Origin of the sequence: Arthrobacter sp. I3 (genome assembly GCF_000520575.1) — a bacterium.
GTDB classification, from domain to species: Bacteria; Actinomycetota; Actinomycetes; order Actinomycetales; family Micrococcaceae; genus Arthrobacter; species Arthrobacter humicola_A.
On record NZ_KI914948.1, the window covers coordinates 3914 to 4541 of the forward strand.

1 pseudogene is annotated in these 628 nt (G+C 72.9%); it reads left to right on the forward strand.

Features of this window, described 5'->3' with window-relative positions:
* A pseudogene (locus tag Y706_RS29840) lies at positions 1 to 204 on the forward strand (hypothetical protein); the annotation flags it as partial.
* Between the last annotated feature and the right edge of the window lie 424 nt (positions 205 to 628).

Here is a 628-nt window from a genome sequence, read left to right on the forward strand (position 1 = left end):
CGGGGCATCACGTCCGGCGAGCCCTGCGCTGTGGCTCGAGAGGTCGCGCTGAAGAACAGCGCCACCCTGGCTGCCTGTGCTGAAGGACCGGACGACACCGTTCAGGTGCGCACGGAGTTCAGTGCCGGACCGTTCCTCGGGGCGGCCACGGGACTGGCCAGGGCAGGACCGCCCCCTGCGGCCGGGAACGGGCCAGCACCGTGAAAGATGCACCAACTCCGGCGGTCGCCAGAAGCCGCGCATCCGTCTGAGGCCTGGCGTGCCGCCCTGCCGACGCCGGCCGCCGATCTGGCGGCGCTGGCTGCGGCGGATGCCGCGCGGGGCATCACGTCCGGCGAGCCCTGCGCTGTGGCTCGAGAGGTCGCGCTGAAGAACAGCGCCACCCTGGCTGCCTGTGCTGAAGGACCGGACGACACCGTTCAGGTGCGCACGGAGTTCAGTGCCGGACCGTTCCTCGGGGCGGCCACGGGACTGGCCAGGGCAGGACCGCCCCCTGCGGCCGGGAACGGGCCAGCACCGTGAAAGATGCACCAACTCCGGCGGTCGCCAGAAGCCGCGCATCCGTCTGAGGCCTGGCGTGCCGCCCTGCCGACGCCCGGCTCACACGAACGTACCGCCCCGCCGCCCC